Source organism: Vibrio sp. (assembly GCF_047973365.1).
GTDB lineage: Bacteria > Pseudomonadota > Gammaproteobacteria > Enterobacterales > Vibrionaceae > Vibrio.
Window position 1 is genome coordinate 1 of sequence record NZ_JBKEBW010000053.1, and the last position, 25,144, is coordinate 25,144.

Genomic DNA, 25,144 nt, shown 5'->3' on the forward strand with positions numbered 1-25,144 from the left:
AGGCGAGTCATTAAGAATGGATCTTTTAAAATACGACGCCAATGTTTGCCCCACATCTCTCGTCCGAGTTCATTTCTGAGCTTGATGGCTTTTTTTAGACCTTTTGTTTCACCTAGACGTATGTAACCAACCGATCTGTGCAAAACGCTGTCATCGGGAGTATGGATATGAATCTTATAAGCGGTTTTAGCTTTTGAGATAAATCGATGGCCGGTGTTAGTTTCTAGGTTACTTTTTGTCATAGGTTTTATCTTTACCCGTGCTATCGACATATACCGCTTTTAGGCGGAATTCTTGCGTCAATTCATTTGGGAGTGTCGATATTTTTGTTAACAATAATTTTAGTTGAAATCTAATCGAACGTAATGCCGAGTCTAAATTTTATGGCGAGATGAAATATCAGAGTCGCGTTAGGGTTTTGCGAATTCTTTATGATTTATATAAATAACTAATTGTTTTAAATGTGTTTTTATGGGTTTTTGAGATGTTTGAATGTTGGTGATATAACAAGATGACGTCAAGGTTTACATACACCATACGGTTTTGCGGCAGTGGCGGATGAAGTCCGTTGTTTTAGTTTTTGTTCATCTGAATCACAATGTTTTAAGCATGCAGATCTCACAACTACTGTGGCCTGTATTGCCAATACTTGCTTCGATATGCTCGAAACCAAACTGTTCGTATAACGATACGGCTGAACTTAATTCTTTAAGGGTTTCCAAATAACAGTATCTGTATCCAAATGCTCGCGCTTTTTGTATCGACAAATCGATGAGATATCGTCCTAGCCCAATACCCAGTACAGATTTGTCCAAATACAGCTTTTGCATTTCACAGTATTCTGCACCGGCTCCCAACAATTGCGAGATGCCCACGCCACCAACGACTTTGCCATTTAGCGTCGCGACCCAATAACCTGATTTATCTGCTGTGTAGGCCGTGCTGAGTTTGGCTAAAGCTGGGTCGTGCAAACTTACCCCTTCAAGATGATCGATTTTATTGTCAATAAAGCTATTGCGAATAACTGCTGCAATTTGTTGATTGTCTTCGGCGGAGATTGTTCTGACAGTAATGTTCAAACCGCCAAGTAGCACTTGGCGCTGTTCTGCTTCATCCGTTGTCATGGTCTTATTTCCTTTGGCTTGCTTGTTAGCGGTTTTGTCAGCTCATCATATTGTAAATACAACAAACATTGCCACAGTGTGAATGCTAAAGAAGGGTTAACTTGAATTGCCTATTTGTGTTTAGTCACATTTAGCCAGATCTTTTTTCAAATTTTTAACAAAAAGTGTGCAAGTTAATGTGTAAATAATTCAATTGTCAGTAATACTGTGAGTATAATTATACTTAATTCATGTTTTTATCAAAAATGAGAATTATTGCTTGCGTTACATTGATGTGATGATTAAATGTCACGCAAAATTAGTGCCCTATACTTTTGTTACATCAATGGCTTGCTAATTTGACGGTAGATAGAGAGTTAAGATGAAGCTTAAGAGATCAACAAAAAATTACATTTATATCGCAGGCTTATTCCTCATTATATTTTTGTCATTTGCGAAGTATTACATTGATTCTCAAGAAGTTGTTGCTGAAGTCTCTGAGGAGATGAGCAGTATCGTCCATGAAAATATCAATTACTATAAAGATAAAATGAGTAATGATATTCCATTGACAGACTGTGGCGCATTCTTGCAAAAAAATTCCGCCTTATTGTTATTTAATCGCGATATCAGAAGTATTGGAGTTACTGATAACAATACGATCGCCTGTTCTTCTGCATCTTCCTTAAATGGCGTGAAAATCAAAACTCAGAGAGAAGAAGCAGGAAAGACCAGATTATTTTATCTACCCAAATCACCTTATCTTGGCTATTCAATCCCCAAAGATGCCGGTGCCATCTTACTTAAAATTTCGTATAGCTCGACTTACGCTACCTATTTTGCTTTCTATCCCGAGACCTTCAGTGAGTTGATGGACAATTACTCCCAGTATGATGTGTTTATCAAACTTGATAACGCATCTATACATAAGGAAGGTGTGATCAGTGGGCGCAATGAGTTAGCAAATGGAGAGCTGTATAACGTTGATTTCAGCCTACAGTTATATGCATTTCTAGCCTATTTCGTTATAAACCATGGCTTCATTATTATGTTTTGGACGTTAGCCTATTTGGTGGTAGTAAACAGAAATTCTCCCGTTTTTGACAGGCTTAAAGCGAGCTATTGGGATGTGAATAAAGCCATTAGACGCTCTCAGTTTCATCCTTATCTGCAACCGGTATTTGACATCAACGGAACATTAACCGGCGCAGAAGTTCTCGTGCGTTGGATCCATCCAAGTAAAGGGATTATACCGCCTAACGATTTCATCAACGAAGTTGAAGCGAATGGCAAAATTAAAGAGATCACTAGAATGTTAATGGAGAAATGTTCATTACATTTGCGCAATGCTGATTACTTAAGGAACAACGACTTTCATCTTGGATTCAATGTCTGCGCGGTACAATTTGATAGCAATGATTTATATGAAGATGTTGTAATACTTCAGCAAGAGTTGGCAGCAAATCCAATCAAAATTGTATTGGAGATTACCGAACGCCATGAGTTTGAGAATGAAGTTTTTACTTCATATATCAGCAGACTCAAAGCTAGAGACGTGATTATTGCCCTTGATGATTTCGGTACTGGTCACTGTTCAATGAAGTACTTGATAAATACAAGCATTGACGTCATTAAAATAGATCGCACATTTATCAATACGATATCCAGTGGCGAAGATGCACATGTTCTGGAGGCAATCATTAACCTTGCTAAAACAACTAATGTTGAAGTTCTGGCCGAAGGCGTCGAGACTCAAGAGCAGTTCAACTATTTACATGCGCGTAATATTGGTCAGTATCAAGGGTTCTTTTTTGATAAACCCCTACCGATAGAAGAGTTCATTGCAAAGTACTTTTCATAAAGAATTGAAAATATCGCATTTGAATAATACCGTTCACTTACGCTGTAGAGACACCCGTAAGTGCACCCAAATATGAATATAAGAAAAAGAGCTAAGCAGTTACTAACCGCTTAGCCCTTGATAGAATTGGCGCTCCCGACAGGATTTGAACCTGAGACCTGCCCCTTAGGAGGGGGCCGCGCTATCCAGCTGTGCCACGGGAGCAGGGTTCTTATATTACTCAATTATTTGAATAAGTTAACCATTATGAGACAGATTTAATTCTGTTTGTGCATAACGTCGCCAATTTGCACGCTTGACAGCAGTTCTGGTTGGTCAATCGCCAGTTCCGCATCGTTTTCGTAAACTCGGGATACCGTTAGAGTAATCTCACTCTGTGTTACCTTGTTACGTGGCAAACCTTTTTGATCAATGAATGCACCAGTGTGCCAAAGTTGTAGTTTGTCACCTTCTTGCACGCCGTGGATTCGACCAAGATCCATGGTGACAGTATTACCAAATTTAGCGACAACTTCTGGAAGCGTAATTTTGCATGAAATTTCAGACTCAAGATCCAACATAATATTGCGGCTTACACGGAGAAGCATGTCACCATAAGTTGAGGCCCAAAAACGAGCACTTCTGGTATCAATTTGGCTGGTTTTTGCAAAAGGCCAACGGGCAACTTCACGGTAGTTATGTTTAAACACCTCGCTGCCAGTTTTACCATCAAATACTTTCATTTCTAAAGCAAATTGACGGTTGATGATGTCATCTTGCAATAGATTCTGCTCAATTGTTGCCGTTAAATCGGTTATCACACCACCAATGATATACTGTGCGCCAGTATCTTGAGCAATCATCTTGATCCGTTCAGGACTGCGAGCGTTGATATCGTAGTTAGTGGTACCAACGGAAACAAAACTTCTTGATTCTTGTCCAATTTGACGGTTAACAACTTCGGCAAAATCATCACCTAAGCTGTAGATTTGTCCCATGACAGCTTGTTGCGGCGAAGCTAAATCAATGTTGCCGACTAAAAAGGTCTTCTTATATTGATTTTGCTGGCAACCTGTTGCCGATGGATAGATATCAATTCGAGCACGAACGCTCATTACATCGTTTCGAGAACTGGTTTGCTCAATCAAGATATAGCGTACTTCGTGGTTGGAGAACTGGTATTCCGTACGTTCTGATTCCAATAGCGGCATTAGATTACTGATACTGCCAATATCTGCCCCGGCAAAGTTTACCGCTTTATAAATGGCGTTTTCTAATGCGTGTAGGCGAGCGGCACTTTCTGTTGAAACGATAGCGGCAGTACCTGTTACTTCATACCATTCTGCATAGGCTTTAGGTATGCTCATGACGACTGAAAGTATTGAAATAAAAGAGTAAATAATTTTTTTCATTATAAGTTACCAGTTAGGTATGAATTTTGCTTTTTAATTCTTAGCTGATGTAGGTATCGCGATTCTGAATAGTAGACGAATTTAGAAAAGCAAAGAGTGTTCCAGTTTCATCAGTGAGAGTGAAACTGGAACCGATGCCTTAGTATATCTGGAGATGAAGAGAATGAAAAAATGGCTTCCTTTAGTACCTGCGGTTTTTTTGACTGCATGTGCTTATGCCCCGATTTATAACGGAAAAGAGCCGTACTCTGGTTCACAATTTATGTTGATGGAGAGTCCAAGACACACTTTGGATTTCTTCGTCGAGAGTATGACTGAAGATTTAATGCTATCGAATACGAGCATTACTGCTCGCAATTCCATTGCTGTTACCTCATTTGTTGATCTACAAAATATGGATACAACAAACTGGCTAGGCAATTCGGTATCAGAAGGTTTTATTTACCAATTCCAACGTCGTGGTTTCAAAGTTGTGGATTATAAAACCACAGGGACAATTCAAGTTACCCAACAGGGTGATTTTGCCTTCAGCCGCGATTGGAAAGACTTAGCTCAAGAGCAAGAAATTCAGTACGTATTAACTGGCACTATGCTTCGTCAGGATGGTGGTGTTCTGGTTAATGCTCGAGTTGTCGGTTTGCAATCGCGAATTGTTGTTGCGACAGCGCAAGGTTTCTTGCCTGCTGATCGTATCGGTAGAGATTTAGATACTTTAAATAGTATGCGTACTCAAGATGGTGTTCTCATCCGTTCAGATCCAACGATGAAGCAGCCGTATACCGTTATTCTACGTCCATAGGAGTTAATGATGAAACAATGGTTATTAGTCCTAGTGACAGCCTTGGTTATGATGGGTTGCCAGCCTTTGCAAACAACCAGAGCAGACGATTGGTTAACTGCGGTCGGTTATGCCAGTATCAGTGAGCAAAAAGGTCGTGACGATGAAGAAAAGCGAGTGAGAGCAATGCGAGCTTCGAAAATTGATGCCTATCGAGAGCTAGCAGAACAAGTTTATGGTATGCGTGTAAGTGGACGAGCTGAACTCAGTGATCAGCGTCTTGGCACTGAACGTACTAGTGGCGAAGTTGATGGTGTCATTCGTGGTGCTGAAGTGGTACGTAGCTATAAAGTGGGTGATAGCTATGTAACGGAATTACGTCTAGATATTAATAAAATGAACATGCTTCGTGATTACGGCGAAGTGCAGCAGGTTCCTGAAAAACGTCAGCAAACACTGTTCTAACTATCTCTGACTAGTTGTTCTCGTTTTAATTGTCACTCTCCAGATACTTAAAATCGGCATATGAAAAAGCGGCAAATATTGCCGCTTTTCTTATTGATTCTTCTTTCTGCTTAGGCTTTCAGGTTGGTCCCTAAAGTGGAGACAGATTGCGTTCTACCAGTTGCACTGTAAGTCATGCCGACTTTGCCTAAGCTCTGCTGCATCATATTATTGAGCTTGTTAAAGCTAAGTTGTGCACGGTTAAGAGCTTCGCCATTAACAAGGTTTGCTTGTTGGCAGTCGTGAATAATAGAACGAATTCGCTTGGTTAACTCATTGAGATAGCTATCCTCAGTCAGGCTCGAGACGTGAGGATGAGCAGATATACGTTGATCGGTCGTTTGTAACTGATTAACTAAAGTAATTTTTTGTTTGGCAAGCTCTTCTATGTCCGCAGATACTCGAGAAGTAATCGCGATTTTTTCTTTTTCCAACAACACCGATAGCTCTTGTGCATTTTTAAGTTGGAATTCGATGAGGTCTTTTAGTACTGCCATAACTTATCAATTACCTATAAGCAAACTGAATTAGCTAAAGCCACCCAGTTCTTTTTCAAATTTGATCATATTGTCGGCCAGTTTTTCTGAATCAACAACATAAGATCCATTTGCGATCGCTTCTTTGATCGCCGCAACTTTCGCGCTGTCGAAGCTAGGAGTCGTAGTCATATCGTTATGCAATTCGCCAATGGCTTTACCCTGATGGCTAAGTGAGACGGAATCTTGCTTAGCTGAGCGGGTTGCAGCACTTGAAGTGGATGAAGATGCATCGGAAGAAGAACGAGCAGGGCTTCGATTCGTTGTGTTTAACGAATGCCCTGAGCGTATGTTATCAATGCCTGCCATAAATGAGCCTTTTTAAAAATATGAATCTGTACAGTCAATATCGACAATGAGGACAATAACTTTAGTCATTTTATAGCTTAGCAACGAAATTAACATAACCTATTAAAATTGAACCGTTACTTCGCCAATACCACTGACTTGCGCATCTATTATACGGTTAGATTTATCATTTTTCACTTTTATCTGATCGCCGAAGCTTCCGTCAGATAATGCCGTTCCTTTAGTAGTAATATTCATACTACTGGCGGTTGCTTGGATAACTACACTGTCATTTCGGCATACGACACAGATATCATTTTGTTCAATAACATCACCTAACTTCACGTTTCTCTTAGTTTTTGCTCCGACCACTCGCTCAAGTGAGGAAAATCCTTGCCGTCTAAAGCGCAGCAGATCTACCATACTGATAGTTATATCGTTTTCTGTTAAAACTTGCCCTCTGCTTATATGATTAGTGGCGGTAACCATCGGAACTCGCATAGTGAGTCGAACTGGAACATAAATCTTCCAATTATCCTCTTGGCACTCAACAAGTACGGTAATGTTGCTCGCTGATGCGTTGTTTGATGATGAAGAGGTTGCCAGAGTGGTTGGGCAATTTGTTGCGAAAATACGTTCGTCAATATTGGCTGCATTGACTGCGAGTTCGCCTCCTTCGGCGATTTCGATGCTGCTTAAAACGTGATTCTCAGCAGCACTTTGGATCATTTTTACTTGTTCTGGTGTTGCAGCTGACAAAGAAAGACTAAAGAAAGCTAACAAAAAACCGATAGAGTTAAAAAAAATATTATAGAAAGCTCTACACTTAGATATGGAATGTAGATGTAAACAGGTCTTCGGATTCATTGTTCGTGTCTCTCGTTTCTTCATAGCTTGTAGTAGACTACCATTTTTTCATGAACATAAGTTTGAGATGGAGATGTGCTTATGACGGGTATTCTTGATTCTGTGAATCAGCGTACGCAACTTGTCGGTCAAAACCGACTAGAAATACTAACTTTCCGTCTTAACGGACGCCAACGTTATGGCATTAACGTTTTTAAAGTTAAAGAAGTCCTACAATGTCCTAAATTGACGGCTATGCCGAATTTGCATCACTTGGTCAAAGGTGTAGCACACATTCGAGGTCAAACTCTCTCAGTTATTGACTTAAGTTTGGCTATCGGTGGTCGTCCTACTCAAGATGTTCAAAAAAGTTTTGTTGTCATTGCGGAATTTAACCGTAGCACACAAGCCTTTTTAGTCAGCTCTGTGGAGCGTATCGTTAATATGCGTTGGGAAGCGATACTCCCACCACCGGAAGGTGCAGGTAAAGCGAACTACCTGACAGCGGTGACTAACATTGATAACGAACTGGTTGAAATTCTCGATGTAGAAAAGATCCTTGCAGAAATCGCACCAATGAATGAAGAGATGGATGCTAGTATCGCTCATGATATTGCAGAAGCTGAACAAGAACAGGCGATTATTCGCCGCATTTTGATTGCTGATGACTCAACGGTAGCTCGTAAGCAGGTTCAAAGAGCGATTGAATCTATTGGATTTGAATGTATCTTGACTAAAGATGGTAAAGATGCGTATCAAAAGCTGGTAGAAATGGCAAAAGAAGGTAGTATTTACGAACAAATCTCTTTGGTGATTTCTGATATCGAAATGCCAGAGATGGATGGCTATACCTTAACGGCAGAAATTCGCCGAAATAATGAGTTAAAAGATCTCTATGTCATATTGCACTCATCATTGAGTGGGGTATTTAACCAAGCAATGGTTGAGCGAGTAGGTGCGAACTCGTTTATTGCTAAGTTCAATCCTGACGAGCTTGGTAATGCGGTTAAGGCTGCGCTAGTAAAATAAAGAGAATTTAATGACTGCTATTACTATAAGCGATCAAGAATATCGCGACTTTTGCCGGTTTCTCGAATCTCAATGCGGAATTGTATTGGGTGACAGCAAACAGTATCTGGTAAGAAGTCGTCTTAGTCCGCTTGTGACTAAATATAAGTTGGCTAGTTTATCTGACCTGTTACGAGATGTGATAACGGGCAGAAATCGTGATTTGCGTGTGGCAGCCGTTGATGCGATGACAACCAACGAAACCTTATGGTTTCGTGATACGTATCCGTTCACTGTGCTTGCCGAACGTTTGTTACCGGAAATGGCAGCAAAGAAGCGCCCGATTAAAATCTGGTCTGCAGCAAGTTCTTCTGGTCAAGAGCCTTATTCTATGGCAATGACTATTCTGGAGACTCAGCAGCGTCGCCCCGGTTTATTGCCGAGCGTTTCTATTACTGCAACCGATATCTCCGCAAGTATGTTGGATATGTGCCGCGCCGGGGTTTATGACAACCTTGCGCTAGGGCGTGGTTTGTCTCTTGAGCGTCGCCGAGCATTTTTTGAAGATACGGGTGATGGGCGCATGAAAGTAAAAGATAGCCTTAAGCGTCTGGTTAACTTCCGTCCACAGAACTTAATGGAAAGCTATGCGCTACTGGGTAAGTTTGACATTATCTTTTGTCGAAATGTATTGATTTACTTCTCGCCAGATATGAAAGCGAAAGTGTTGAATCAGATGGCAAACAACCTAAACCCTGGTGGTTATCTACTACTCGGTGCTTCTGAGTCTTTAACTGGACTTACGGACAAGTTTGAAATGGTGCGTTGTAATCCGGGCATCATCTATAAGCTCAAATAAGCCACAAGCTTCAACCCCTTTATTTTCTACAGCCCAGCCAAGTGTTGGGCTTTTTCTTTTCTCAATGGTATGGACTCCCCACCTTAATCGAAAAATTCGACTAAGGTGATAGTGTCAACTAAACGGAGACCATACCATGAATAACCTTAGCACTATTTGTATCGACCTTGCCAAAACTGTTTTTCAAGTTGCGTTAATAAACAAGCATGGAAAACTCGTTTCTAATCAAAAAGTCTCTCAATTAAAGCTCATTTCGATTGTTGCTCAGCACCCAAAAGCGGTCGTCTGTATGGAAACGTGTTCAACCGCTCATTACTGGGGGCGGAAATTCCAACAAGCCGGGCACAAAGTATTACTTGTTCCTGCACAAATAGCCGCCAAATACCGTTCGGGAAACAAAAATGATCCTAATGATGCGTTGGCGATTTATGAAGCTAGCCAACGGACAAATATTCATTTTGTCCCTGTTAAAACGATTGAACAGCAAGATCTAGCCTCACTTCTCACGCTTCGAGAGGGTTACATAAAGCAACGAACCCAGCTTTCCAATCGTATTCGAGGACTGGCGATGGAATATGGTGTTAAGTTTCCTGTTGGGATCCATTCACTCAGAAAGCAACTGCCATTCGAATTGGAAAATGCTGAAAATGAGTTCACGGATACTGCTCGGTTTATTCTTCATAATCTTAAAGAGCAGTTAGCCGCGCTTGATACGCCTATTGATGAGGTCACTCAGACACTGACCCATCTTGCGAAACAAAATGAGCAGTGCAAACTTTTGGTGTCTCTACCAGGGATCTCTTGGATTACCGCCAGTGCCTTAGTCGCCAAACTCGGTAATGCATCGTCTTATAAGTGTGGTCGAGATGCGAGTGCAAGCATTGGGCTGGTACCCGCCCACACTGGTAGCGGTGGAAAAAATGTCAATCTTGGTATAACCAAGCGAGGTGACCGTTACTTAAGATCTCTCTTGGTTCACGGTGCCAGAGCGGTGGTCAGTCGTGTCGAAGGTAAATCCGATCCGCTGAGTCTTTGGATACGCGGATTGCTAGAGAAAAATCATATGAATAAAGTCGTTATTGCTCTTGCTAACAAGACCGTCAGGATGGCCTGCGCCATGTTGAAATCTCATCAGCCTTACCGACTTCAATTAAGCTAATTGAAATCCTGTAAAGCTAAAGAGGAGCAAAACGACAACCCACGTGATAGCAAGTAATTAGGATAAAGTGTTAGCTCAGCACACAAGGCAAACTCTGTGTGGGAACTCGGCGAAAAACGCCTGAACCTCGTTAAGAAGCCTTGTTAGTGGATTAAGCCATAAAGGTTCGGGGTAGCTCCCCATCATGAAACCGAATATACGTGCACTTGCAACAAACACTCATCATCCAAATGGCTTGCGTTACAAGGGGAGTCCATATACGTTCCCACGGTCCTCCGTGGGAATGCATATCAGAATCGGAATACCTCATAGGGTAAAGTATGAATTCCCACGCGGGAGCGTGGGAACTAGAGAGAATCATTTGCTTTTCTTCGCCGTCGTTTTCTTTTTCGCGCTGTCTTTTTTCTTCGCGGCGTCTTTTTTCTTTTTCGCTGCTGTCGGTTTTTTCTTCTTAAACACCGCTTTTTTGTGTTTCGGACGCATACCTTCAACGTAACGTTCTTTGATCTCTTCTTTAATATAGCGTGCGACACGTTCAATCATAGGTTGGTCATGTGCTTCGACAAGAGAAATCGCGTTACCTTTCTTACCTGCACGAGCAGTGCGACCAATACGGTGTAGATACACATCGGCGGTACGTGGCATATCAAAGTTAATTACGTGGCTGACATCTGGAATATCAATACCACGAGCAGCAACGTCTGTGGCTAGAAGGATGTTTACCGTACCATCGCGGAAACGTGAAATCGCATTGTTACGGCGATCTTGCGGCATTTCGCCTTGGATCCAAACGCAAGGGATCTGCGCGCGTTCCAATTCAGTTCGAAGATCTGCCAAACGTTCACGGGTTTTCAAGAAGACGATCGCGCGCTCTGACTGTTCGGTTAAGATCTTCTTCAACAGATCAAGTTTGTGTGCCATATCGTCTGCACGGTGATACCACTGAGTGATTTTCTTGCGTTCGCGACGTGGTGGCTCAGCGTTGACAATTGCAGGCTCGTTGAGCAAATCTGCGGTGAAACCATCAACACCTTTGCCTTCCAAAGTGGCTGAAAATAGCAGCGTCTGTTTACGCCAGCGACATTCAGCAGACAGGCGATCAACCACAGGACCAAAGCCCATGTCTAACATACGGTCTGCTTCGTCAAGAATTAACCATTCAATTGCACGACAGTCGAAACGCTCAGCATCGATGTATTCCAATAAACGACCCGGTGTCGCAACCACAATATCTTGAGTGGTTGCCAAAACATCTGCATGCTCTTGGTATTGCACGCCACCCGTAATACTGAAGATGTTCATATGCGTGTATTTTGCCAATGCTTTTGCTTGCTCAGTGATTTGCAGTGCCAATTCACGAGTCGGCGTGAGAATCAGAACACGAGCTGGGCCAGCTTTCTTACGTGGGAAATCTTGTAGGTATTGCAGCGCAGGAATGACAAACGCTGCGGTTTTACCTGTCCCTGTAGGTGCCGATGCAAACACATCTTTCCCGTCGAGGGCTTGAGGAATTGCTTCGGCTTGAACTTGAGTAGGGCGCTCAAAGCCCATTTCTTCAATTGCCTCGATGAGGTTTGGATCCAGTTCTAAGTCAGCAAAAGATTTGATCACTGTTAATACTCCGCAAGCGCTCGGACTGAGCAGTCAAAGCCGATCAGCCGTTGCTGATCAGTAAAAATTAGGGGCGCACATTATAGATGGATCGTCACTCAGATCACATCTTTAATTCTACATCTTCAAATAAAAAGCTCGTGTTAGCTCTATGAAGGCTTGAGTGTAGCCTAAATCGTCGCGAATGATCAGCGTTGATTGCTCAACATCAGTCGGTTGTTTTTTCAGTTCAAACAGAAGTCGATTGATGGGTTTGTTCAGAGTTGGCTGTACTTTGCATAGCCGAGATAAGTAAAAACCACGCTCTTTTGCTCGCGCTATAAATTGCTCTCCCTCGGTTATTGGCAGAATAAAACTGGCGGTTCCTTTGTCTGCCATTAATTGATAACTGATATTAATCAGTTGCTTATGCTGTAACGTGCCGGTGTGTCGAGCGGTGGCTCGCTGAGTATGCTGTGACTGTTCTCCGTCATTAAAATAAGGCGGGTTACAGATAATGGCGTCGAATGTTGTGCTATCGGCCATACTTAGCACGTCGGTTTGCTGCAAAGCGATACGGTCAAACCAAGGTGAGTTGCTGATGTTGATCTGAGCGGCTTGGCAAGCGTATTGATCAATATCGATAGCTTGTATTTGTGCGGCGGAAAATCTTTGGGCACACATCAAGGCTAAAAGCCCTGTTCCCGTGCCGATATCCAAAATATGTGACGGTGAAGACGAATGCTGAAAAGCCCAAGCCCCTAGCATTACACCATCGGTACTGACAGGCATGCCACTTTGTCCGCCTTCAATCGAAAATTGTTTAAATTTGAAGTCTTTAGTTTTTAACGTGCTACTTTTCATGAAAATATTGCTTTTTGTCGAAAATTAAGTGACTAACGCTGTTGTTGAATAATTGTATAGATTTTTGTTCTATTTGTTGTCGGTTTTATATGGTGATTTTATAGTTATTTATTCTGATTTATTTATTAAGGTTGGTGTTATGAACTGGTTTTTTGCTTTATGTCTGGTTTTATGTGGTGTTTTTCGCTCGCGGGTTGCGAAGTGATGATAGTTTCGTCATTATTCGCCCTCTCTTGAGCATTGGAAAGCCGTTTTTCAAGCCAAGGATGTATTACATTAACGAATAATTATTAAGGGGTATCTGTGAAACAGTCGTTAAAATTAACAGATATTATAGCTTTAGGCTTTATGCTTTTTGCGTTCTTCTTGGGCGCGGGTAACATCATTTTCCCTCCTCTGGCGGGTCAATTAGCCGGTGACCATTTATTGCCAGCAATGAGTGGTTTCCTTTTGACAGCGGTAGGTCTACCTCTCGCCACTATCATTGCCATCGCAATCGCGGGTGGTAGTTGGGAGCATCTTACTCAGTATTTACCGGCGAAAGCGTCGCTGGTAATGGCCGCTCTTATCTTCATAATTATCGGTCCTGCATTCGCTGCGCCTCGTACTGGGTTAGTGGCTTATGAAATGGCGGTAAAACCGTTGTTTTCTGATGTTAATTTAACGCTTTTCTCTGTACTGTTTTTTAGTGTGGCGATGTTTTTTTCATGGTCGCAGGGAAAGTTGATTGATGTGATTGGCAAGGTGCTAACGCCTGCTCTTTTCATCGGTCTGATTGTTTTGGCGTTGGGTGTTTTCATCGATCCTCAAAGCCCAATGATGGCGGCGCAAGGTGAGTACGCAACCCAACCGCTAACCAAAGGTTTCCTTGAAGGTTACAACACAATGGATACCTTCGGCGCGCTGATGTTCGGCATTCTGATTGTCGACGCTTTGCGTGCAAAAGGAATTACTGAACAGAAAGCGACAACCAAATACCTCATTAGCGCGGCGCTAATTGCGGCAGCAGGTTTGGCGTTTGTTTACATCTCATTATTCTACTTAGGTGCAACAAGTTCATCGGTGGCGATGGGGGCGGACAATGGCGGTGTGGTGCTAAGCCAATACGTTATTGCACTGTTCGGTGATAAAGGCCAGTTGGTGCTATCAGTGATCGTGCTGCTTGCCTGTCTGACTACCGCTATTGGGCTTATCTCTGCATGTTCTGATTTCTTCAGCACACATACGCCTATTTCATACAAAACATGGGTTGTGATCAACGGTGTTGCGTGTGCCGTGGTCGCAAATATAGGTCTGGCTCAGTTGATTGCTCTTTCTGTGCCTGTGCTATTCGCGCTATACCCAGTTGCGATTGCATTAGTTGCGTTGACTTTCATCCGCACTAAACTTGCTAACCCTCAAGCCGCATATCGTGTGGTGATTCTTGTATCACTGTTGTTTGCGCTTATTGATGCAGCGAAAGTCTCTGGTTTAGACGTGTCATTCTTCAACTTCCTGCCATTGTTTGACATTGGTATGGGTTGGTTGTTACCAACGGTTGCGGCGATGATCGTAATGACATTTGTTGGTGGTTCTGCAAAAGCTGAGCTGGAACAAAAAACCGCATAAATTTCAGCTTGTTTAAAGAGAGGCGTTTGAGACGGTTTCTATACTGAACTTAGCGCCTCTTTTTTATTGCTATCAGAACCTAGACAATACCTCTATTTTCTGTACAGCTTCCACTCAAAATATCCCCAATTTTTCCTGTATCTTCATCACATTTTTAAGTAGAATTCTTCGGTTAAATTCTACTCATAAAGCTTAAGCAAAAATGTTTGAAATCAATCCAATTAAAAACCGCATTCAGGATGTGTCAGAGCGCACGAATATCCTGAGGGGGTACCTTTGACTATGACGCTAAGAAAGAGCGTCTGGAAGAAGTAAACGCAGAACTTGAACAACCCGATGTATGGAACGAACCTGAGCGCGCACAAGCGTTAGGTAAAGAACGTTCAGCATTAGAGTTGGTTGTTGAGACCATCAATCAACTCGATCAAGGGGTTGACGATGTTGAAGGACTTCTTGAATTAGCGATAGAAGCCGAAGATCAGGAGACTTTCGATGAAATTGGTCCTGAACTCGCTGAATTAGAAACTAAGTTAGAACAACTTGAGTTTCGCCGTATGTTCTCTGGCGATCATGATGCGTCTGACTGCTATATCGATCTTCAATCGGGCTCTGGTGGTACAGAAGCACAAGACTGGACTTCAATGATGCTACGCATGTACTTGCGTTGGGCTGAAGCGAAAGGCTTTAAAACCGAAGTGATTGAAGTGTCAGAAGGTGAGGTTGCGGGCCTCAAGTCTGCGACGGTGCGTATCATTGGTGACTACGCCTACGGTTGGTTACGTACTGAAACTGGCGTTCACCGTTTAGTGCGCAAATCACCATTCGATTCAGGCGGTCGTCGTCATACTTCGTTTGCTTCTGCGTTTATCTACCCTGAAGTGGATGACAATATAGCGGTCGATATTAACCCAGCCGATCTACGTATCGACGTCTATCGCGCATCGGGTGCTGGTGGTCAGCACGTTAACACCACCGAATCTGCGGTACGTATTACTCACATTCCAACCAATACGGTTGTGCAGTGCCAGAATGACCGTTCTCAGCATAAAAACAAAGATCAGGCGATGAAACAGCTTCGTGCGAAACTGTTCGAACTTGAACTGCAGAAGCAAAATGCTGAGAAGCAAGCGAATGAAGATGCGAAGTCTGATATCGGCTGGGGTAGCCAAATTCGCTCATACGTACTAGATGATTCTAGAATTAAAGATTTACGCACCGGAATTGAAAATCGTAACACGCAAGCGGTTCTCGATGGTGACTTAGACAAATTTATTGAAGCTAGCCTGAAATCTGGCCTTTAAGCTTTTTACCGACAATACAGGGTACATGCAAAATGACTGATGCTGTTCAAAACGAAATGAATCAAGAACAAATCGCGCAAGAAGAAAACAAGCTGATTGCAGAGCGTCGTAGTAAGTTAGAGCACATCCGTAAGAGCTGTAAAGCGAATGGTCATCCAAATGATTTCCGTCGTGACAGCCTAGCTGGTGATCTACAAGCTGAGTTCGGTGAAAAGAGCAAAGAAGAGCTAGAAGAGCTGAACCATATCGTGGCTATTGCTGGTCGCGTCATGGCAAAACGTGGTCCATTCCTTGTTATTCAAGAGACTTCAGGCCGTATTCAAGCTTACGCATCGAAAGATGTACAAAAAGAGCTGAAAGAGAAATACCAAGGTCTGGATATCGGTGACATCATCGGTGTTAAAGGCGCACTACATAAATCAGGTAAAGGCGATCTTTACGTCAACATGGATGAGTACGAGTTGCTGACTAAGGCACTTCGTCCACTTCCAGAAAAATTTCACGGTCTGACTGACCAAGAGATGCGTTACCGTCAGCGTTACGTCGACCTGATCGTTAACGAAGATTCACGTAAGACATTCATCATTCGTTCGAAGCTAGTCAGCGCAATTCGTGCTTTCATGACCTCTAAGGGTTACCTGGAAGTTGAAACTCCGATGATGCATGTGATCCCTGGTGGTGCTTCTGCGCGTCCATTCGTCACTCACCACAACGCGCTAGATATCGATATGTATCTGCGTATTGCACCTGAGCTATACCTCAAACGCTTAGTTGTTGGTGGTTTTGATCGTGTGTTTGAGATCAACCGTAACTTCCGTAACGAAGGTCTTTCTCCTCGTCACAACCCTGAATTCACTATGATGGAATTCTACCAAGCGTACTCTGACTACAAAGATCTGATGGATCTAACAGAAGAGATGTTAAGCACGGTAGCAATCAATGTTCTGGGTGCAACAGCAATGCCTTATGGCGATGAAATGGTTGAGTTTGGCGGTAAATACGCTCGTATGAGCATGTTTGAAGCGATTAAACACTACAATCCAAACCACGCTCAAATTCAGGCGTTAACAGAAGAAGATATCCAAAACCGTGAGCTTATGGTTTCTATCGCGAAATCTGTTCACGTTGAAGTTGAAGATTTCTGGACTTGTGGTCAGCTACTTGAAGAGATCTTCGGTGAAACAGCGGAACCAAAACTGATCCAGCCGACGTTCATCACGGGCTACCCTGCGGATATCTCTCCACTGGCTCGTCGTAGCGATAGTAACCCATTCTTTACCGACCGTTTTGAGTTCTTCATCGGTGGTCGTGAAGTTGCGAATGGTTTCTCTGAGCTTAACGATGCAGAAGACCAAGATGCTCGCTTTAAAGCACAGGTGGATGCGAAAGAGTCTGGTGACGACGAAGCAATGTTCTACGATGCAGACTACATTACTGCTCTTGAGCACGGCTTGCCACCAACGGCTGGCCAAGGTATCGGTATCGACCGTCTAGCGATGTTGTTTGCTAACGCACACACGATTCGTGACGTTATTCTGTTCCCTGCGATGCGTCCACAACAGTAATCTGTTGCTGGTTATTGTCATTTAACAAAAACCGCCTAACGTGAAGTGAAGGCGGTTTTTTTATTTCTGGGTATTTTAAAGTTAGACATGATGTTTTATCTGGTCGCATTTTCGTTTTAATGATCAAATTCTTATGCGAATTTTTAGACCGACATAAAGTTTTTTATTAGAAATATTTCCATTTCCTTTCTAGTCTTATATGTGAGACAGGCTAATGTCTTAAGTCTCGTTACTGTATCCTCAGTTGCCTGAGCCTACGTAGCAGCGGCACATAAAGAATTTAAATAATAAGGATAAGTTCATGGCTAATCAGTTCCGTATGGACTCTGTTCCGGGGTCGTTGATAGTTGTCGGTGGCACATACGAACCATGGCTTTCTGTTTTAGAGCAAGTAGGATGGAGATGCACTCAGTGTGCTGATCTTCGTCAAGCGGATACGCTTTTCGCCGAAACAGGGCCTTGTATTGGTATTGTTGACCTTTGTCATGATGAGTTTAGCTTAAATGGCATTGCAAACTTGGTAAGTAACCATAAGCAAGTTCGCTGGTTAGCCTTTATTCGCGAATCACAACTGAGCTCTGACACTATTTGCCAGTTCATCGTGAATTTCTGTATCGATTTTTTCACCGCACCAATCCCAGATGCTCAGCTACTCAGTACCATTGGCCACCAACTTGGTATGCTGAAACTGGAGAAAAAAGTATGGCCTCACTATGGCTCAAATAGTGATATGGGACTGATTGGTGATTCCATTCCAGTTAAGCGTTTACGCGATCAGATTAAACGTATTGGTCCAACCGATGCCAGTATTCTTATTTACGGTGAGAGCGGTACAGGTAAAGAAACGGTGGCTAAAGCGGTACATAAGACTTCTGCTCGCGCACAGAAACCATTTATGTCGGTTAACTGCCGAGCAATGTCAGAGAGCCGAATAGAGAGTGAACTGTTTGGTATCGGTAACGATAATAGGGGTGATCTCCCCATTTTGTTACAAGCTGACGGTGGTACTGTGCTGCTGAATGACATCCTAACTTTACCGAAAAGCCAGCAGTTGAACTTATTGCGCTTTCTACAGGAAGGAACCGTTGAGACTGCAAATGGTGTGAAAGAGGTCGATGTGCGTATTCTTTCTGCAAACTCTTCCGATATTGAAAAAGCCCTGATTGACGGTGACTTCAATGAAGAGCTCTACCACTACATCAACGTGTTGCGAATTAACGTACCGAGTCTCAAAGAGCGAGCTGGCGACATTGCGATTTTAGCCCGTCATTTCTTGCAACAGTATTCTAAGGAGTACAACGCTCAAGCCAGAAGCTTCTCTGAAGATGCAACACGTGCGTTAACTCGTTACCATTGGCCAGGCAACGTTCGTGAGCTGATGAACCAAATTAAGCGCGTAGTATTGATGTCTGAAACTGTTGTGCTTGATGAAGCGCATCTAGAGCTTCCTAAGCGCAGTGACGGAAAACGCAGCTTGAAGAGTATTCGTGAACGTTCAGAGCGCGATGCACTGTTGCTTGTGTTGGAATCCTACTCAGGGCAAGTTTCGGTTGCGGCGAAAGAACTGGGTGTGTCACGCGCAACCATGTATCGTTTGCTTAATAAACATAATTTGATCACGGATAGCACTTATTAAACAAATAGCACTTACTAAACAAATAGCACCGACTAAACAAGAGGCAAAGGGGCTAGTTACTGTTCTAGCCCCCAATGAATGGTTAAGGACACGGATTGGAATAGGTAGTTCCAATCTGTTGAATTTTAAGCAGCAGTTCTTCGCTTAATTCCACATCCAAGCTATCAATATTGGCTTTTAATTGTTGTAAATTGGTCGCTCCGAGAATGGTCGAAGCGACAAATGGACGTTGGTTAACAAAGGCTAGTGCCATTTGTGCCGGATCTAAAGCAAACTCACGAGCCAAGTTCACGTAAGCTTCGGTTGCTTTGACACCTTGAGGTGTGAAGTAGCGTTGGAAGCGTTCAAATAGGCTGCAACGAGCGCCATCTGGGCGTGCTCCATTGAGATATTTTCCGCTCAATGCACCGAATGCCAATGGAGAGTAGGCTAGCAGCTTAACACCTTCAAAGTGACTGATTTCGGAAAGACCCACTTCAAACGAGCGGTTTAGGAGGCTGTATGGGTTCTGGATAGTGACCATGCGAGGTAAGTCGTGCTTTTCTGCCAAGCGCAGATAGGTCATCAATCCCCACGGTGTTTCATTAGATACACCGATATAACGCACTTTCCCCATACGCACTAAGTCATTCAATGCTTCTAGGCTCTCAATGAGCGTGACCTCTTCCTGGCTATCTGGATAAGGATAGTTCAGTTGACCAAACATATTGGTTGGGCGTTGAGGCCAGTGCAACTGGTATAAGTCGATATAATCGGTTTTTAGGCGAGAAAGACTGTCGTTAATTGCTTGATGAATGTTACGGTGATCGAGCGCCATATGTTCGCGAATCGGTGTATTTCTATTTGGCCCCGACACTTTGCTCGCCAGAACGATTTTTTCACGCTTACCTGATTTTTCAAGCCAATTACCGATGAACTCTTCGGTTTTTCCTTGTGTTTCCTGCTTGGCTGGCACTGGGTACATTTCAGCGGTATCAATGAAGTTAATCCCACGTTCGAGCGCATAATCTAGCTGACTAAACGCTTCTGCTTGAGTATTTTGTTCGCCGAAAGTCATTGTACCTAAACAGAGTTTACTCACTTCTAAGGTTGAGTGTGGCAGTTTGGTATATTGCATAGCCCTTCCTTGTATGGCACTGAATTTAAAACAGCTTTTATAGGATAATTTTTACTATAAGCGAACTATGCGTGTAAACGGAAATGAATTTTATACTCTTCCTACTTGAAGCTGCAGCGCATTATGTTTTTGTATGGGGTCTACGTTCGTTCACCCCAATCACATAGTTTATCTATGTTCATGGGGATTCACTCACTTGTCGCCTACCTGCAACTCCAAGTAGTTTGAGTATATTTACCAGATACTCAATTAAGCGTAGTGGTTGTGTAGAATATTGGCGGTGAACTGGGTTCTTAGGTAGAAGCCACGTGGAAGGGTGCGAATGGGTTTTCCATTGGCACCGTAAGCTTCGGTTAATATTCTGCCGTTAGCCGCTTTTGGACGTAATTGCAGCACTTCACCGTGTTTGGCTGTGATTTGCGAAATATTCCCCAAAACAATGAACTCCATCAGTTCTTCCCAATCGGCTTTCAGTTGCGCTTCTTCTTGCTCAGAAGGGCTCCAAATCAAAGGCGAGCCAACTCGCCGTTCTGCTAACGGAATTTCACGCTCACCTTCGACCGGGATCCAAAGCACGCGAGACAATTTATTTCGTACATGACTTGTTTCCCAAGTTAGCCCATGCACTCCGGTAAGAGGCGCGACACAAACAAAGGTAGTTTCTAATGGCTTACCACTATAACCAATAGGAATGCTTTTCAGTTCAATGCCAAGATCCTCAAAATCTTGTTGAGGCTTACTTCCTGCGCTAGCACCCAGATGCCATTCCAACAATTGACCAACCCAACCTTTATCTTTTTTAAGATCAGGAGGAACGATCATGTTGGCTTCATCTGCTAACTGTTGATAGCTCACTCCGGCTATTTGCCAGGCTCTTTCTAATAGCTCTTGTTCGCTTTGTGGTTCTGCTTTCATTGCTAATGTTCGAATAACTTAATCATGAGAACGAAGACGCTGATTGTAGCAAAAATAGAGTGATAAAGGATCTTGATGGAACAATGAACATAGTGGGTGAATAATGATCTTTTTTTGAGTTATCCACAAAAAATACATTAAAACAGAGCAAATAGTACATTCATGTATGAATAAACAGGGCTTTGTACAGTCATTTACCACTGAGGTGATGGTATTTTCAGCGATTTTTTTTTACTCGTGTGGATAACAGTTAGATTGGTTGATCTTTAACCTCTCCAAGTGATCTAAAAACACAATGTTAGCTGGATTGGTTCCCTAACAGGTGGGTTTAATTTAACTCTATGTTTAATAACATAAAATTGATGTTTTGAATATTATTCCCATTTAAGGTATTTATTGGGCTTATGCTTTTTTTTACACAGTTCACTGTCTTCTTCACATGGTTATTCACAGAAATCGTGAATAAATGTGGTCTAGCTCGCAATCTTTTGTTGATAACTTATATTTCGCTTAAAAAATGTTCTATCAGTGAGTTGTCGATAATAAATATCGTGTGAATCACACTAGTTAGTTTGCTCATATTGGGGATATGTGGAAAAATCAGAACAATTACAGATTTTACTAGAGGTTTGCCAGTGATAGATGGCGATGGTTACCGACTCAATGTAGGTATTGTGATTTGTAACAACCATGGTCAGGTATTCTGGGCGAAACGATACGGACAACATTCATGGCAATTCCCTCAGGGGGGAATCGATGAAGGTGAGACTCCTGAACAAGCTTTGTTTAGAGAGCTTTACGAAGAGGTTGGGCTAACAAAGAAAGATGTGAAAATCATTGCGACAAGTCGCCATTGGCTAAGATATAAATTGCCAAAGCGTTTGGTTCGTTGGGATTCTCAACCTGTCTGTATTGGACAAAAACAGAAATGGTTCTTGCTACGTTTGGAAAGTGATGAATCGAAGATTAACATGCAACGTGGCAGTTCCCCTGAATTTGATGGTTGGCGCTGGGTGAGTTACTGGTATCCAGTGAGACAAGTGGTGTCTTTTAAGCGTGATGTATATCGTCGGGCAATGAAGGAATTTGCTTCATTAGCGATGCCGTTTAAAGAGCGGAAAGTTAAAGGTAAACGCAAAAATAAAAGAGGATAGACATGCTTTCTCAGCTAAGGGAGATAGTTGAACAGGTTTCAAAGGTAGAGAACGTCAATCAGGCGTTAGATATTTTTGTTAAGCAAACGTGCAGCGCTATGGCAACAGAGTGCTGTACTGTCTATCTTGCTAACGAGGAAATGCAGCGTTTAGAACTGATGGCAACCCAAGGCTTGAAATTCAAAGGTGATAAAATTCATATCGGTTTTGAAGAAGGTCTGGTGGGGTTAGTCAAACGTTCAGCAGAGCCGATTAACTTAGCCGAAGCATCTAAACATCCAAATTTCAAATACTTCAAACAACTGGGGGAGGAGGTTTACCACTCTTTCCTTGGTACTCCGATTATTTACCGTAAACAAGTTCTTGGGGTTCTGGTTGTTCAGCAGAAGACTCCGCGTTCATTCAGTGAAATGGAAGTTTCTTTCCTGGTAACATTGGCGGCACAGCTAGCAGTTATTGTGGCGCATGCGCAAACCCAAGGACAATGGTTACTTAACAAGAAGAAGCAACATTCCATCACAGGTATCGGTGCTTCATCCGGGGTTGCGATCGGTGAGTTCTGGTGGGACGACACTCAACCACAACTTTCGGAAGTTTACCCTGCATCGACGTTAGATATCGATCGTGAACAAGAGTGGTTAGCGCTTGCGATTGAAAGCGCATTGAGTGATTTTCGCAAAATGCGCAAAAAACTCGACAGCGATATCAATAAAGAAGCTTTGGCGATCTTCGATCTGTTTACCCACCTTTTGAATGACCCTATGTTGCGCAAAGATTTGAAAGCGCAGATCCAAAAAGGTGACAGAGCGGATTGGGCATTACGCCAAGTCGTCGAAAGTTATTCCAACCGCTTCGCACGTATGTCCGATGTTTATCTGCGTGAACGTGCACAAGACATCCGCGAGCTAGGTCAGCGTTTATTATTCTTTTTGCACAATACCGAGCAAGAACAGCATCAGTTAGAAGAACCGATTATTTTGGTGGTCCGAGAGCTGACCGCCACCATTCTTGCTGCTTTACCGAAAGACAAGTTATTAGCCGTTGTTTCTGTTGAAGGGGCGGCAAATTCCCATGCGGCTATTTTGTCCCGAGCTTTAGGCATTCCTGCGGTGATGGGCGTTTCGATAAATCTCAAGGATATCAATGGTAAAACCGGTATCGTTGATGGTTACAGTGGTAAAGTCTTTATTTCACCGGCGAAGTCTATTCTCTCTGAGTATCGAGCGTTGGCGAATGAAGAGAGTGAACTGTCGAATATGGTGAATGAGGCGATAGCCCAACCGGCGATCACTCAAGATGGTTGTCATATCGAATTGATGTTGAACTCGGGTCTCAGTGCAGACACCAATATTGCAATTAATCAAGGGGTTGATGGCGTTGGGCTGTATCGAACTGAATTCTCATTTTTGCTGCAACATCGTTTCCCATCGGAAGAAGAGCAAATTCAGCAATACAGCAGCGTGCTCAATGCTTATCCAGATAAACGCGTTGTGATGCGCACGTTGGATATTGGCGGTGATAAACCACTGCCATATTTGCCGATAGAAGAGGACAACCCATTTTTAGGGTGGCGAGGTATTCGCTTTACCCTTGATCACCCTGATATTTTTCTTATCCAACTTCGAGCCATGATGCGCGCCAGCAAAACGCACAATAATCTCAGTATTCTGCTACCTATGATTTCAGGTACCAATGAGTTGGATGATGCAATCAAGTTGATTCATCAAGCGTACAAAGAGGCGATAAAACTAGACCCAGCTATTGTCATGCCACAAATTGGTATCATGGTCGAAGTGCCATCCATGCTGTATTTATTGCCTTTAATCGCGGATAAAATCGATTTTGTTTCTGTAGGTACTAATGACTTAACGCAATATTTGTTGGCGGTAGACAGGAACAATTCCCGTGTGGCTGATGTCTATGAATCTATGCATCCGGCTGTCGTCATGGCGTTGAAGCAAATTCAACAAATTTGTGCCACACACAATATTCCAGTGTGTGTCTGCGGTGAGTTAGCAGGTGACCCAATCGGTTCTCTGCTGCTTATCGGTTTGGGATACACGGCACTAAGTATGAACACATCTAACGTCGCTAAAGTGAAATACCTCGTACGACACGCAAAAAAGTCAAAATTAACAGCACTTACTGACAAAGCATTGATGCAACCTTACGGTAAAGATATTTACAATATGATGATAGGGTATTTCGAACAACAAGGGCTTGCAGGTTTTGTTCGCGCTGGCAAAAAATAGGAATGAGATGTGAATTTTGAATTACTGGCTCTATTTTTGTTGTTAGGGTCTGTTGTTGGCGTGCTCGCGGGTTTACTCGGTATCGGTGGTGGTCTGGTTGTTGTGCCAGCGTTGGTTCTTTTGTTGCCTCGGATCGGTATATCAACAGAAATTTTAATGCATATGGCGTTAGCAACGTCACTCGCGACCATCATCCTCACCTCATCTTCTTCTGCATTAAGCCATCTCAAACTCGGTAATGTGGACATGTTCGCCGTTAAATGGCTGATGCCTGGCGTTGTGATTGGTGGCTATTTCGGCGCGACAGTGGCTGATTGGATTCCGTATCAATATCTACCCAAAGTGTTCAGCATTATTGTCATGATGCTAAGCTGGCAGATGTTTCGTTCCATCAAGGTGGCTTCACTTCGTCCGATGCCAAGTGCAATGATTACCGCATTATGTGGCGGTGGTATTGGTGTTATCTCTAGTCTTGTTGGGGTCGGTGGTGGCTCGCTTTCGGTTCCATTTTTGAATTGCCATGGAGTCGAAATGCGAAAAGCCGTAGGATCTTCTGCCGTCTGTGGCTTTGGTATCGCAGTTTCGGGGATGCTTGGTTTCGTGGTCAGTGGCTATCAGATGGTGGATTTACCTCAATACAGTTGGGGCTATGTTTATCTTCCTGCATTAGTGGCCATTGCGGCGACTTCAATGTTGACAACACGTATTGGTGCCAAGTTGTCGACGCAGCTTCCTACCGCATCTTTGAAACGAATTTTTGCTGTATTTCTTATGTTTGTTGCTGTAACCATGTTGGTCCAGTAATTCCT

Annotated in this window: 22 protein-coding genes, 1 tRNA gene and 1 pseudogene; 13 read left to right on the top strand and 11 right to left on the bottom strand. The window is 42.9% G+C overall.

Translation table 11 applies throughout. The annotated features are described in order from the left end of the window. Together ACK5MF_RS07320 and ACK5MF_RS07325 are read right to left on the bottom strand one after the other, a co-directional pair. Positions 1–242 (bottom strand): annotated as a pseudogene (locus ACK5MF_RS07320) (Fe3+-citrate ABC transporter substrate-binding protein); the annotation flags it as partial. A gap of 351 nt (positions 243–593) precedes the next feature. After that, a complete protein-coding gene (locus tag ACK5MF_RS07325) occupies positions 594–1,124 on the bottom strand; it encodes a GNAT family N-acetyltransferase (RefSeq protein ID WP_416920801.1) in 531 nt (176 codons plus the stop codon). 361 nt (positions 1,125–1,485) lie between these two features. Between ACK5MF_RS07325 and ACK5MF_RS07330 the strand changes: the two genes are divergently transcribed. Continuing rightward, a complete protein-coding gene (locus ACK5MF_RS07330; RefSeq protein WP_416920803.1) occupies positions 1,486–2,964 on the top strand; it encodes an EAL domain-containing protein in 1,479 nt (492 codons plus the stop codon). A 127-nt stretch (positions 2,965–3,091) separates the two neighbouring features. Here the strand turns inward: ACK5MF_RS07330 and ACK5MF_RS07335 are convergent. Together ACK5MF_RS07335 and ACK5MF_RS07340 are read right to left on the bottom strand one after the other, a co-directional pair. Next, positions 3,092–3,168: transfer RNA gene (locus ACK5MF_RS07335), tRNA-Arg, on the bottom strand. A gap of 53 nt (positions 3,169–3,221) precedes the next feature. After that, on the bottom strand, positions 3,222–4,355 hold the full coding sequence (locus tag ACK5MF_RS07340) for a flagellar assembly protein FlgT (protein ID WP_416920805.1): 1,134 nt from the start codon (positions 4,353–4,355) through the stop codon (positions 3,222–3,224). A 163-nt stretch (positions 4,356–4,518) separates the two neighbouring features. Here ACK5MF_RS07340 and ACK5MF_RS07345 point away from each other — a divergent pair, with 163 nt between their 5' ends. Further along, a complete protein-coding gene (locus ACK5MF_RS07345; RefSeq protein WP_416920807.1) occupies positions 4,519–5,154 on the top strand; it encodes a FlgO family outer membrane protein in 636 nt (211 codons plus the stop codon). 9 nt (positions 5,155–5,163) lie between these two features. Next, positions 5,164–5,598, top strand: a complete 435-nt coding sequence (flgP, locus tag ACK5MF_RS07350; RefSeq protein WP_416920809.1) for a flagellar assembly lipoprotein FlgP — start codon at positions 5,164–5,166, stop codon at positions 5,596–5,598. A 110-nt stretch (positions 5,599–5,708) separates the two neighbouring features. On the opposite strand, the gene ACK5MF_RS07355 is transcribed toward flgP, so the two are convergent. The 3 genes from ACK5MF_RS07355 to flgA all read right to left on the bottom strand — a co-directional run bounded on the left by ACK5MF_RS07355 (position 5,709) and on the right by flgA (position 7,352). Next, positions 5,709–6,134 carry a flagella synthesis protein FlgN gene (locus ACK5MF_RS07355; RefSeq protein ID WP_416920811.1) on the bottom strand — a complete coding sequence of 142 codons (426 nt, stop codon included), beginning with the start codon at positions 6,132–6,134 and terminating at the stop codon, positions 5,709–5,711. Between the two features lie 30 nt (positions 6,135–6,164). Further along, complete coding sequence (gene flgM, locus ACK5MF_RS07360; RefSeq protein WP_416920813.1) at positions 6,165–6,482, bottom strand: flagellar biosynthesis anti-sigma factor FlgM; 318 nt, start codon at positions 6,480–6,482, stop codon at positions 6,165–6,167. A 102-nt stretch (positions 6,483–6,584) separates the two neighbouring features. Continuing rightward, a complete protein-coding gene (gene flgA / locus ACK5MF_RS07365) occupies positions 6,585–7,352 on the bottom strand; it encodes a flagellar basal body P-ring formation chaperone FlgA (RefSeq protein ID WP_416920815.1) in 768 nt (255 codons plus the stop codon). A gap of 57 nt (positions 7,353–7,409) precedes the next feature. Between flgA and ACK5MF_RS07370 the strand changes: the two genes are divergently transcribed. From ACK5MF_RS07370 to ACK5MF_RS07380, 3 genes are all read left to right on the top strand, one after another. After that, a complete protein-coding gene (locus ACK5MF_RS07370) occupies positions 7,410–8,336 on the top strand; it encodes a chemotaxis protein CheV (RefSeq protein ID WP_416920817.1) in 927 nt (308 codons plus the stop codon). Between the two features lie 10 nt (positions 8,337–8,346). Then, a complete protein-coding gene (locus ACK5MF_RS07375; protein WP_416920819.1) occupies positions 8,347–9,174 on the top strand; it encodes a protein-glutamate O-methyltransferase in 828 nt (275 codons plus the stop codon). A gap of 136 nt (positions 9,175–9,310) precedes the next feature. After that, positions 9,311–10,333, top strand: a complete 1,023-nt coding sequence (locus tag ACK5MF_RS07380) for an IS110 family transposase (RefSeq protein WP_416920820.1) — start codon at positions 9,311–9,313, stop codon at positions 10,331–10,333. A gap of 357 nt (positions 10,334–10,690) precedes the next feature. On the opposite strand, the gene srmB is transcribed toward ACK5MF_RS07380, so the two are convergent. Both srmB and ACK5MF_RS07390 read right to left on the bottom strand, forming a co-directional pair. After that, positions 10,691–11,944 carry an ATP-dependent RNA helicase SrmB gene (gene srmB / locus ACK5MF_RS07385; protein ID WP_416920822.1) on the bottom strand — a complete coding sequence of 418 codons (1,254 nt, stop codon included), beginning with the start codon at positions 11,942–11,944 and terminating at the stop codon, positions 10,691–10,693. Positions 11,945–12,061: 117 nt separating this feature from the next. Beyond that, the gene (locus tag ACK5MF_RS07390) at positions 12,062–12,787 is read right to left on the bottom strand and encodes a tRNA1(Val) (adenine(37)-N6)-methyltransferase (protein ID WP_416920825.1); all 726 of its coding nucleotides are present in this window, start codon (positions 12,785–12,787) and stop codon (positions 12,062–12,064) included. 303 nt (positions 12,788–13,090) lie between these two features. Here ACK5MF_RS07390 and brnQ point away from each other — a divergent pair, with 303 nt between their 5' ends. The 4 genes from brnQ (at position 13,091) to vpsR (ending at position 18,897) form a co-directional block, all read left to right on the top strand. Beyond that, positions 13,091–14,395 carry a branched-chain amino acid transport system II carrier protein gene (brnQ, locus tag ACK5MF_RS07395; RefSeq protein ID WP_416920827.1) on the top strand — a complete coding sequence of 435 codons (1,305 nt, stop codon included), beginning with the start codon at positions 13,091–13,093 and terminating at the stop codon, positions 14,393–14,395. A 202-nt stretch (positions 14,396–14,597) separates the two neighbouring features. After that, a protein-coding gene (prfB, locus tag ACK5MF_RS07400) for a peptide chain release factor 2 (RefSeq protein ID WP_416920829.1) occupies positions 14,598–15,696 on the top strand; the annotation gives its coding sequence in 2 pieces (ribosomal slippage) (positions 14,598–14,672 and positions 14,674–15,696; 1,098 coding nt in all). 32 nt (positions 15,697–15,728) lie between these two features. Continuing rightward, positions 15,729–17,261: a lysine--tRNA ligase gene (lysS, locus tag ACK5MF_RS07405; protein ID WP_416920831.1), complete on the top strand. Its 1,533-nt coding sequence runs from the start codon at positions 15,729–15,731 to the stop codon at positions 17,259–17,261. Between the two features lie 301 nt (positions 17,262–17,562). Further along, positions 17,563–18,897 (top strand): cyclic-di-GMP-binding transcriptional regulator VpsR, encoded by a 1,335-nt coding sequence (gene vpsR, locus ACK5MF_RS07410; protein WP_416920833.1) that lies wholly within the window; start codon positions 17,563–17,565, stop codon positions 18,895–18,897. Between the two features lie 82 nt (positions 18,898–18,979). On the opposite strand, the gene ACK5MF_RS07415 is transcribed toward vpsR, so the two are convergent. Together ACK5MF_RS07415 and mutH are read right to left on the bottom strand one after the other, a co-directional pair. Continuing rightward, positions 18,980–20,014, bottom strand: a complete 1,035-nt coding sequence (locus ACK5MF_RS07415) for an NADP(H)-dependent aldo-keto reductase (RefSeq protein ID WP_416920835.1) — start codon at positions 20,012–20,014, stop codon at positions 18,980–18,982. A gap of 249 nt (positions 20,015–20,263) precedes the next feature. Next, a complete protein-coding gene (gene mutH / locus ACK5MF_RS07420; RefSeq protein ID WP_416920837.1) occupies positions 20,264–20,929 on the bottom strand; it encodes a DNA mismatch repair endonuclease MutH in 666 nt (221 codons plus the stop codon). 635 nt (positions 20,930–21,564) lie between these two features. Between mutH and rppH the strand changes: the two genes are divergently transcribed. From rppH to ACK5MF_RS07435, 3 genes are read left to right on the top strand one after another with little or no spacing between them, the layout of a single operon-like run. Continuing rightward, positions 21,565–22,083, top strand: a complete 519-nt coding sequence (gene rppH, locus ACK5MF_RS07425; RefSeq protein WP_165312156.1) for an RNA pyrophosphohydrolase — start codon at positions 21,565–21,567, stop codon at positions 22,081–22,083. 2 nt (positions 22,084–22,085) lie between these two features. Continuing rightward, positions 22,086–24,335, top strand: a complete 2,250-nt coding sequence (gene ptsP / locus ACK5MF_RS07430) for a phosphoenolpyruvate--protein phosphotransferase (RefSeq protein ID WP_416920839.1) — start codon at positions 22,086–22,088, stop codon at positions 24,333–24,335. 9 nt (positions 24,336–24,344) lie between these two features. Further along, positions 24,345–25,139, top strand: coding sequence for a sulfite exporter TauE/SafE family protein (locus tag ACK5MF_RS07435; protein WP_416920840.1), 795 nt, complete (start codon positions 24,345–24,347; stop codon positions 25,137–25,139). Positions 25,140–25,144 lie beyond the last annotated feature (5 nt).

Coding starts and splice junctions, on each gene's coding strand:
- ACK5MF_RS07325 (WP_416920801.1), bottom strand. CDS start 1,124: ATGACAACGGATGAAGCAGAACAGCGCCAAGTGCTACTTGGCGGTTTG.
- ACK5MF_RS07330 (WP_416920803.1), top strand. CDS start 1,486: ATGAAGCTTAAGAGATCAACAAAAAATTACATTTATATCGCAGGCTTA.
- ACK5MF_RS07340 (WP_416920805.1), bottom strand. CDS start 4,355: ATGAAAAAAATTATTTACTCTTTTATTTCAATACTTTCAGTCGTCATG.
- ACK5MF_RS07345 (WP_416920807.1), top strand. CDS start 4,519: ATGAAAAAATGGCTTCCTTTAGTACCTGCGGTTTTTTTGACTGCATGT.
- flgP (WP_416920809.1), top strand. CDS start 5,164: ATGAAACAATGGTTATTAGTCCTAGTGACAGCCTTGGTTATGATGGGT.
- ACK5MF_RS07355 (WP_416920811.1), bottom strand. CDS start 6,134: ATGGCAGTACTAAAAGACCTCATCGAATTCCAACTTAAAAATGCACAA.
- flgM (WP_416920813.1), bottom strand. CDS start 6,482: ATGGCAGGCATTGATAACATACGCTCAGGGCATTCGTTAAACACAACG.
- flgA (WP_416920815.1), bottom strand. CDS start 7,352: ATGAAGAAACGAGAGACACGAACAATGAATCCGAAGACCTGTTTACAT.
- ACK5MF_RS07370 (WP_416920817.1), top strand. CDS start 7,410: ATGACGGGTATTCTTGATTCTGTGAATCAGCGTACGCAACTTGTCGGT.
- ACK5MF_RS07375 (WP_416920819.1), top strand. CDS start 8,347: ATGACTGCTATTACTATAAGCGATCAAGAATATCGCGACTTTTGCCGG.
- ACK5MF_RS07380 (WP_416920820.1), top strand. CDS start 9,311: ATGAATAACCTTAGCACTATTTGTATCGACCTTGCCAAAACTGTTTTT.
- ACK5MF_RS07390 (WP_416920825.1), bottom strand. CDS start 12,787: ATGAAAAGTAGCACGTTAAAAACTAAAGACTTCAAATTTAAACAATTT.
- lysS (WP_416920831.1), top strand. CDS start 15,729: ATGACTGATGCTGTTCAAAACGAAATGAATCAAGAACAAATCGCGCAA.
- vpsR (WP_416920833.1), top strand. CDS start 17,563: ATGGCTAATCAGTTCCGTATGGACTCTGTTCCGGGGTCGTTGATAGTT.
- ACK5MF_RS07415 (WP_416920835.1), bottom strand. CDS start 20,014: ATGCAATATACCAAACTGCCACACTCAACCTTAGAAGTGAGTAAACTC.
- mutH (WP_416920837.1), bottom strand. CDS start 20,929: ATGAAAGCAGAACCACAAAGCGAACAAGAGCTATTAGAAAGAGCCTGG.
- ptsP (WP_416920839.1), top strand. CDS start 22,086: ATGCTTTCTCAGCTAAGGGAGATAGTTGAACAGGTTTCAAAGGTAGAG.